At 51.0% G+C, this 8036-nt stretch carries 7 protein-coding genes; all 7 read left to right on the top strand.

Annotation, left to right across the window (positions count from 1 at the left end):
* The first annotated feature begins 398 nt into the window (after positions 1-398).
* Entirely contained in the window at positions 399-635 is a 237-nt protein-coding gene (nrdH, locus tag D6029_RS16840; RefSeq protein ID WP_120065903.1) for a glutaredoxin-like protein NrdH, read from the top strand.
* On the top strand, positions 632-1042 hold the full coding sequence (gene nrdI, locus D6029_RS16835) for a class Ib ribonucleoside-diphosphate reductase assembly flavoprotein NrdI (RefSeq protein ID WP_120065902.1): 411 nt from the start codon (positions 632-634) through the stop codon (positions 1040-1042). The genes nrdH and nrdI overlap by 4 nt, the downstream gene beginning before the upstream one ends.
* Positions 1015-3162: a class 1b ribonucleoside-diphosphate reductase subunit alpha gene (gene nrdE / locus D6029_RS16830; RefSeq protein WP_120065901.1), complete on the top strand. Its 2148-nt coding sequence runs from the start codon at positions 1015-1017 to the stop codon at positions 3160-3162. Before nrdI ends, nrdE begins: the two co-directional genes overlap by 28 nt.
* A 9-nt stretch (positions 3163-3171) precedes the next feature.
* Positions 3172-4134, top strand: a complete 963-nt coding sequence (gene nrdF, locus D6029_RS16825; protein WP_120065900.1) for a class 1b ribonucleoside-diphosphate reductase subunit beta — start codon at positions 3172-3174, stop codon at positions 4132-4134.
* Between the two features lie 377 nt (positions 4135-4511).
* Positions 4512-5711 carry a glycine betaine/L-proline ABC transporter ATP-binding protein ProV gene (gene proV, locus D6029_RS16820; protein WP_120065899.1) on the top strand — a complete coding sequence of 400 codons (1200 nt, stop codon included), beginning with the start codon at positions 4512-4514 and terminating at the stop codon, positions 5709-5711.
* Positions 5708-6787: a glycine betaine/L-proline ABC transporter permease ProW gene (gene proW, locus D6029_RS16815; protein ID WP_120065898.1), complete on the top strand. Its 1080-nt coding sequence runs from the start codon at positions 5708-5710 to the stop codon at positions 6785-6787. Before proV ends, proW begins: the two co-directional genes overlap by 4 nt.
* A gap of 180 nt (positions 6788-6967) precedes the next feature.
* On the top strand, positions 6968-7963 hold the full coding sequence (proX, locus tag D6029_RS16810; protein ID WP_120065897.1) for a glycine betaine/L-proline ABC transporter substrate-binding protein ProX: 996 nt from the start codon (positions 6968-6970) through the stop codon (positions 7961-7963).
* The last annotated feature ends 73 nt before the right edge of the window (positions 7964-8036 follow it).

The following is an 8036-nucleotide window of genomic DNA, read 5'->3' as shown; positions in this document are numbered from 1 at the left end:
CCCGGTATAAATTGCCCCAGTGTTCCCCATAAATTCGGGTTGAGCTGCCGGGAGCAGCGAAAGAGAGCGATCGTCTGGAACGAGTCGCGAACGACCCTGATGTTGGGGATAAGCTGGCGTTTACCGCTTGCGGGCATTAAAGAGATAACTGAACGCACGGGTGAACGGAAAATCATGGAGGCTTGTAGAGCTCACCCTGACAAAATTTCCGGGGCGAGTTGTGTAAAAGAGACAGCCCCAGGAGAGGAGGTCCGCTCGGTTTTCTCCCTCTCCTGTGGGAGAGGGCTGGGGTGAGGGCCAATTCCTCCCTTATCTAAAAATACTATATCTTGTATGGTTGATAATTTTCTCACCCACATCTAGTATTCATATTCTCAACCACAGAGAGAATAAGAATCATGCGCATTACAATATACACTCGAAATGACTGTGTTCAGTGCCATGCCACCAGGCGTGCTATCGAAAGCTGTGGGTTCGCTTTTGAGCTGATTAATCTCGATTTAAACCCTGAAGCTGCCGACGATTTACGCGCTCTGGGTTATCGCCAGTTGCCGGTGGTGATCACCGAACAGGAAAGCTGGAGCGGGTTTCGCCCGGATCTGATTAATCGCCTGCGCGCCCGAGCCACAGCATGAGTCAACTCGTCTACTTCTCAAGCCTCTCGGAAAATACTCTGCGTTTTGTCGAACGCCTGGGTTTGCCCGCGCGGCGTATTCCACTGGATTTCAAACAGCGGTTAGAAGTGACAGAGCCCTACATCTTGATTGTGCCGAGTTATGGCGGCGGCGGAATTGCCGGTGCCGTTCCCGCGCAGGTGATTCGATTTCTAAATAATCCCAATAATCGAGCATTACTGCGCGGCGTGATTGCCAGCGGAAATCGAAACTTCGGCGAAGGGTTTTGCCGGGCGGGCGATGTGATAGCCCAAAAATGCCAGGTACCGTATCTCTATCGTTTTGAGTTACTCGGCACCGACCAGGACATTGAAAACGTGCGTAAGGGAGTCAACGAATTTTGGCAACGACAGAAGCTATCCGCCTGACGGCGAACGAAAGCGCGGATTATCACGCGCTCAACGCCATGTTGAATCTTTATGATTCCGCAGGCCGCATCCAGTTTGAGAAAGACAAACTGGCGGTGGAACAATTCCAGAAACAGTATGTGCTGCCCCGCTCGCGCCAGTTTGCGAATCCGCAGGCACGTCTGGATGATCTGGTGGCTGAAGGCTATTACGACAACACAGTGCTGCAACGTTACGACAGCCAATTTGTGGTCGGCCTTTTTGAGAAAGCGCATCACAGCGGTTTCCAGTTCCAGACGTTTCTTGGCGCGTGGAAGTATTACACCAGCTACACGCTGAAATCCTACGACGGCAAAGAGTTCCTCGAACATTTCCCGGATCGCGTGTGCATGGTGGCGTTAACCCTGGCGCAGGGTGACGAAAAACTGGCGCTACAGTTAATGGATGAAATGCTCAGCGGGCGCTTCCAGCCTGCCACGCCAACGTTTTTGAACTGCGGAAAAATGCAGCGCGGCGAGCTGGTTTCCTGCTTCTTACTGCGTATCGAAGACAATATGGAATCCATTGGCCGTGCGGTAAATTCTGCGCTGCAACTCTCGAAGCGTGGCGGCGGTGTGGCATTTTTGCTGTCGAATTTACGCGAAGTCGGCGCGCCGATTAAACGCATCGAGAACCAGTCATCCGGTGTGATCCCGGTGATGAAAATGCTCGAAGATGCGTTTTCTTACGCCAATCAACTTGGCGCACGCCAGGGCGCGGGGGCGGTTTATCTTCATGCCCATCACCCGGATATTTTGCGATTCCTCGATACCAAACGCGAAAACGCCGACGAAAAGATCCGCATTAAATCACTTTCGCTTGGCGTGGTGATCCCGGATATCACATTCCAGTTGGCGAAGGATAATCAGCCGATGGCGCTGTTTTCGCCTTATGACGTCGAGCGGATTTACGGCAAGCCGTTTGGGGATATCGCCGTCAGCGAGCTTTACGAAGAAATGCTGGCTGACGAACGCATTCGCAAAACGTTTATTAATGCGCGAGATTTCTTCCAGACTCTGGCGGAAATTCAGTTTGAGTCCGGTTATCCGTACATCATGTTTGAGGACACGGTGAACCGGGCGAACCCGATTGCCGGGCGCATTAATATGAGCAACCTGTGTTCGGAAATTTTGCAGGTGAATAGCGCATCGACTTACGACGAAAACCTTGATTATGCGCAGGTCGGTAAAGATATTTCCTGCAATCTCGGCTCGCTAAATATCGCGCACACCATGGATTCGCCCGATTTTGGCAAGACGATAGAAACGGCGATTCGCGGGTTAACGGCGGTTTCCGATATGAGCCACATTCGCTCGGTGCCGTCGATTGAAGCCGGAAATGCCGCGTCTCACGCCATCGGCCTGGGGCAAATGAATTTGCACGGTTATCTGGCGCGCGAAGGCATTGCTTACGGCTCCCCGGAAGGGCTGGATTTCACTAACTTCTATTTCTACACCGTCACCTGGCACGCCGTCCACGCCTCGAATTTGCTGGCCCGGGAACGCAAACAGCACTTCGCCGGTTTCGAGCAATCACGTTATGCCAGCGGTGAATATTTCGAGCAATATTTGCAGGATGACTGGCAGCCACAAACCGAGAAAGTGCGCGAGTTGTTTGCTAAAGCGGGCGTGGCAATTCCCACTCGCCAGCAGTGGCAGCAATTACGTGATGATGTGATGGAATTCGGTTTGTATAACCAGAATTTGCAGGCTATTCCGCCGACCGGTTCTATCTCTTATATCAACCACGCGACGTCGAGTATTCACCCGATTGTTTCGCGCATTGAGATTCGCAAAGAAGGCAAAACCGGGCGCGTTTATTATCCCGCTCCGTTTATGACCAACGACAATCTGCAATATTACGAAGATGCCTACGACATCGGCCCGGAAAAGATCATCGACACTTACGCGCAGGCCACTCGTCATGTCGATCAAGGCTTGTCGCTAACGCTATTTTTCCGTGATACCGCCACCACCCGCGATATTAATAAAGCGCAGATTTACGCCTGGAAAAAAGGCATCAAAACTTTGTATTACATTCGCTTACGCCAGATGGCGCTGGAAGGCACTGAAGTCCAGGGCTGCGTGTCCTGCGCTTTATAAGGAGAGAACATGACTCAATTAACCCGCGTCAGTGCTATCAACTGGAACAATATCGAGGATGAGAAAGATCTCGAGGTGTGGAATCGCCTGACCAGTAACTTTTGGCTGCCAGAGAAAATCCCGCTATCGAATGATATTCCGGCCTGGCAATCACTCACGCACGATGAGCAACAACTCACAATCCGCGTGTTTACCGGCCTGACGCTGCTCGACACGATTCAGAATACGGTCGGCGCACCGGTATTGATGAACGATGCGATTACGCCACACGAAGAAGCAGTGTTGTCGAACGTCAGCTTTATGGAAGCGGTACATGCCCGTTCTTATAGTTCGATTTTCTCAACGCTTTGCCAGAGTAAAGATGTCGATGCCGCCTATGTGTGGAGTGAGGAAAACGAACCATTGCAGCGCAAGGCGCAAATTATTCTCGCCCATTATCACGCAGATGATCCGTTGAAGAAGAAAATCGCCAGCGTATTTCTGGAGTCCTTCCTCTTCTATTCCGGTTTCTATTTACCGATGTATTGGTCGAGCCGTGGCAAGCTCACTAATACGGCTGATCTGATTCGCTTAATTATTCGCGATGAAGCAGTACATGGTTATTATATCGGCTATAAATTCCAGAAAGTGCTGGCGCAGCAAAGCGTTGAACGCCAGAGCGAGTTACAGAATTTCGCTCTCGATTTGCTAATGGATCTTTACGATAACGAAGTGGCGTATACCGATGCGCTGTACGGCGGTGTAGGCTGGCAAGAAGAGGTGAAAGCATTTCTCTGCTACAACGCCAATAAGGCCTTGATGAACCTCGGCTATAACGCGCTGTTCCCACCTGAAATGGCTGAAGTGAACCCGGCGATTCTGGCGGCGCTTTCGCCCAACGCGGATGAAAACCATGACTTTTTCTCAGGCTCGGGGTCGTCGTATGTGATGGGAAAAGCAGTGGAAACAATCGATGAAGATTGGGACTTTTAAATAACAGAAATACCTTTATATATTTCGAATAAATTGGTGGATGACGCTATCGCTTATCCCCCCTACAATTTCGCGTAGGTCGGATAAGCGATAGCGTCATCCGACATGAATTTGACATTCATAACCGGAGCAAAATATCGGTATAATCTTGTCTTCATTCCGGTCAATTTCCCACCCCGTTACAAAAAATATCATTTTCCTCCGATTTGCTCTCAGCCCTTTACTCATGGGAAATTCTGCCCACTCAAGCCGCGTGGATATTGGATATATCGGAAATCGAGGGTTGTCTCAGATTCTGAGTATGTTAGGGTATATGCAGTGAATATTTCCATCAGGAATTGACTATAATTATATAAATACAGGAATAACTTTATTGCATGGCAATTAAACTTGAAGTAAAGAATTTATATAAGGTATTTGGTGAGCATCCACAGCGCGCATTCAAATATATAGAGAAAGGTATTTCGAAATCTGAATTACTGGAGAAAACAGGGCTGTCGCTTGGCGTAAAAGACGCCAGTCTGGCCATTGAAGAAGGCGAGATTTTTGTCATCATGGGGTTATCAGGTTCTGGTAAATCCACCATGGTTCGCCTTCTCAATCGCCTGATTGAACCAACCCGTGGACAGGTACTGATTGATGGCGTCGACATTGCCAAAATATCAGAGTCTGAACTCCGCGAGGTTCGCAAAAATAAGATCTCCATGGTATTCCAGTCATTTGCTTTGATGCCTCATATGACAGTGTTAAATAACACTGCCTTTGGCATGGAATTAGCGGGAATCCCATTGAAGGAGCGTCAGGAAAAAGCGCTTGATGCATTGCGCCAGGTTGGGCTGGAAAATTATTCCCATGCTTATCCCGATGAGCTTTCTGGTGGTATGCGTCAACGTGTCGGTTTGGCACGCGCTTTAGCTATTAATCCAGATATATTATTGATGGATGAAGCGTTCTCTGCCCTCGATCCATTAATTCGTACTGAGATGCAGGATGAATTAATTAAATTGCAGGCAAAACACCAGCGTACCATTGTATTTATTTCCCACGATCTGGATGAAGCGATGCGTATTGGCGACCGAATTGCCATTATGCAGGGCGGTGAAGTGGTGCAGGTTGGAACACCGGATGAAATTCTTAATAATCCGGCCAATGATTATGTGCGCACCTTCTTCCGTGGCGTGGATATTAGCCAGGTGTTTAGCGCGAAAGATATTGCCCGCCGTAGCCCGGCTGGTTTGCTACGCAAAACTGCCGGTTTTGGCCCTCGCTCTGCGCTTAAATTGCTGCAAGATGAAGACCGTGAATACGGTTATGTCATTGAACGCGGGCAAAAATTCCTCGGTATTGTTTCAACCGACTCATTGAAAGCCGCACTCGCCAAGGGTGAAGGGCTTGATGGGGCTTACCTCGAATCACCTGCGGCGGTTTCCGCAGAAACGTCATTGAGTGACTTGCTCACCCATGTTGGCCAGGCATCGTGCGCGGTTCCGGTTATTGGGGAAGAGAGTCAGTACGTGGGCATCATTTCAAAAGGAGTGTTGCTGCAGGCGTTAGATCGTGAGGGGGTAAGTCAATGAGTGCTTCAAATCCGTGGGATACCGGCAGCGCGGCTGCCGACGCAACAACCAATCAAGCCGCATCAACCGCCGATGCGTGGGGAAGCCAGGCGGCTTCGACACCCGCTGCAAGCAGCAGCGCAGACTGGCTGAATTCAGCCCCTGCTCCGGCACCTGAACATTTTAATATTCTCGATCCGTTTCATAAGACGCTGATCCCGCTCGATAGCTGGGTAACACACGGCATTGATTGGGTCGTCACGCATTTCCGCCCGGTCTTCCAGGGGATTCGCGTGCCGGTGGATTATATCCTCAGCGGTTTCCAGCATTTCTTGCTGGGGATGCCTGTTCCTGTTGCCATCATTCTGTTCGCGCTGATTGCGTGGCAGATGTCGAGCGTCGGGATGGGGATTGCGACTTTAATTTCACTGGTCGCGATTGGCGCAATTGGTGCCTGGTCGCAAGCGATGGTCACGCTGGCGCTGGTTCTGACCGCCCTGCTGTTTTGCATGATCATCGGCCTGCCGCTAGGGATTTGGCTGGCCCGCAGCGAACGCGCCGCGAAGATTATTCGGCCGTTGCTTGATGCGATGCAAACCACTCCGGCGTTTGTTTATCTGGTGCCGATCGTAATGTTGTTCGGTATCGGTAACGTGCCGGGTGTGGTGGTGACGATTATCTTCGCCCTGCCGCCAATCGTGCGCCTGACGATTCTGGGCATTAAGCAGGTTCCGGAAGATTTGATTGAAGCTTCCCGCTCGTTTGGCGCAAGCCCGCGCCAGATGCTGTTTAAAGTTCAGTTGCCGCTGGCAATGCCGACCATTATGGCGGGCGTTAACCAGACGCTGATGCTGGCGCTGTCGATGGTGGTTATCGCCTCGATGATTGCCGTGGGCGGTCTGGGCCAGATGGTTCTGCGCGGGATTGGCCGCCTCGATATGGGTCTGGCGACCGTCGGTGGCGTTGGCATTGTGATACTTGCCATTATTCTCGACCGTTTAACTCAGTCCATTGGCCGCGATTCACGCAGCCGTGGCAACCGCCGCTGGTTTAACTCCGGCCCAATTGGTCTGCTGACCCGTCCCTTCATCAAATAAACATGATGGCGGCATTCTTTGCCGCCTCACGCCCACCCACCAATTTATCCGAAAGATTTCGAGATGCAGGAAGGCGGCAAACGAGAAAATCCCGATGAGCTTACATTTGTAAGTGATTCGGGTGAACGAGAGTAGCCAACGTACCAGCAGCTTGAAAGATAAAGGATAAGAGGAAGAATGATGCGACACACAACCACTATTCTCGCCGCAACACTTGCCACTCTCGTGACCACCAGCGCTTTCGCCGCTGACCTGCCGGGCAAAGGCATTACCGTTCAACCGATTCAAAGCACCATTTCTGAAGAAACATTCCAGACCGAACTCGTTAGCCGTGCGCTGGAAAAGCTTGGCTATACCGTTAATAAGCCAAGCGAAGTGGATTACAACGTCGGATACACTTCCATTGCGTCTGGCGATGCAACATTTACCGCAGTGAACTGGCAGCCGTTGCATGACGATATGTACGCTGCTGCGGGCGGCGACAAGAAGTTTTATCGTGAAGGTGTCTTTGTTACCGGCGCGGCACAGGGTTATTTGATTGATAAGAAAACCGCTGACAAATATCACATCACCAATGTTGAGCAGCTAAAAGATCCCAAAATCGCCAAACTGTTCGACAGCAATGGCGATGGCAAGGCCGATATGATGGGTTGTACGCCGGGCTGGGGCTGTGAAGCGGTTATCAATCACCAGAACGAAGCGTATAAGCTGGCGGACACGGTAACGGTTAATCACGGTAATTATTCAGCGATGATGGCTGACACGATTGCGCGCTTCAAAGAAGGCAAACCGGTGCTGTATTACACCTGGACGCCGTACTGGGTGAGCGATGTGCTCAAGCCGGGTAAAGATGTGGTGTGGCTGCAAGTGCCATTCTCTTCTCTGCCAGGCGAGCAGAAAGACATTGATACCAAGCTGCCGAATGGCGCGAACTATGGCTTCCCGGTGAATTCCATGCACATTGTGGCTAACAAAGCCTGGGCTGAAAAAAACCCACAAGCAGCGAAATTGTTTAGCCTGATGAAACTGCCGCTGGCGGATATCAATGCGCAAAACTCAATGATGCACAGCGGCCACGCGTCCGAAGCGGATATTCAGGGTCACGTTGACGGCTGGATTAAAGCGCACCAGGCCGAGTTTGACGGCTGGGTGAACGAGGCGCTGGCGACGAAGTAAGTCTTGTTGCCCTCACCCTAACCCTCTCCCTCAGGAGAGGGAATCGTAGGGCTTTCTCCTTCTCCTGGGGGAG

Origin of the sequence: Buttiauxella izardii, from assembly GCF_003601925.1 — a bacterium.
GTDB classification, from domain to species: domain Bacteria; phylum Pseudomonadota; class Gammaproteobacteria; order Enterobacterales; family Enterobacteriaceae; genus Buttiauxella; species Buttiauxella izardii.
The sequence above is the reverse complement of the archived record's forward strand: the minus strand, read 5'-3'. Positions and strand labels throughout refer to the sequence as shown.

Excerpts from the sequence above, each read along its gene's own strand:
- nrdF (WP_120065900.1), top strand. The coding sequence starts at position 3,172 with ATGACTCAATTAACCCGCGTCAGTGCTATCAACTGGAACAATATCGAG.
- proV (WP_120065899.1), top strand. The coding sequence starts at position 4,512 with ATGGCAATTAAACTTGAAGTAAAGAATTTATATAAGGTATTTGGTGAG.
- nrdI (WP_120065902.1), top strand. The coding sequence starts at position 632 with ATGAGTCAACTCGTCTACTTCTCAAGCCTCTCGGAAAATACTCTGCGT.
- proW (WP_120065898.1), top strand. The coding sequence starts at position 5,708 with ATGAGTGCTTCAAATCCGTGGGATACCGGCAGCGCGGCTGCCGACGCA.
- proX (WP_120065897.1), top strand. The coding sequence starts at position 6,968 with ATGCGACACACAACCACTATTCTCGCCGCAACACTTGCCACTCTCGTG.
- nrdH (WP_120065903.1), top strand. The coding sequence starts at position 399 with ATGCGCATTACAATATACACTCGAAATGACTGTGTTCAGTGCCATGCC.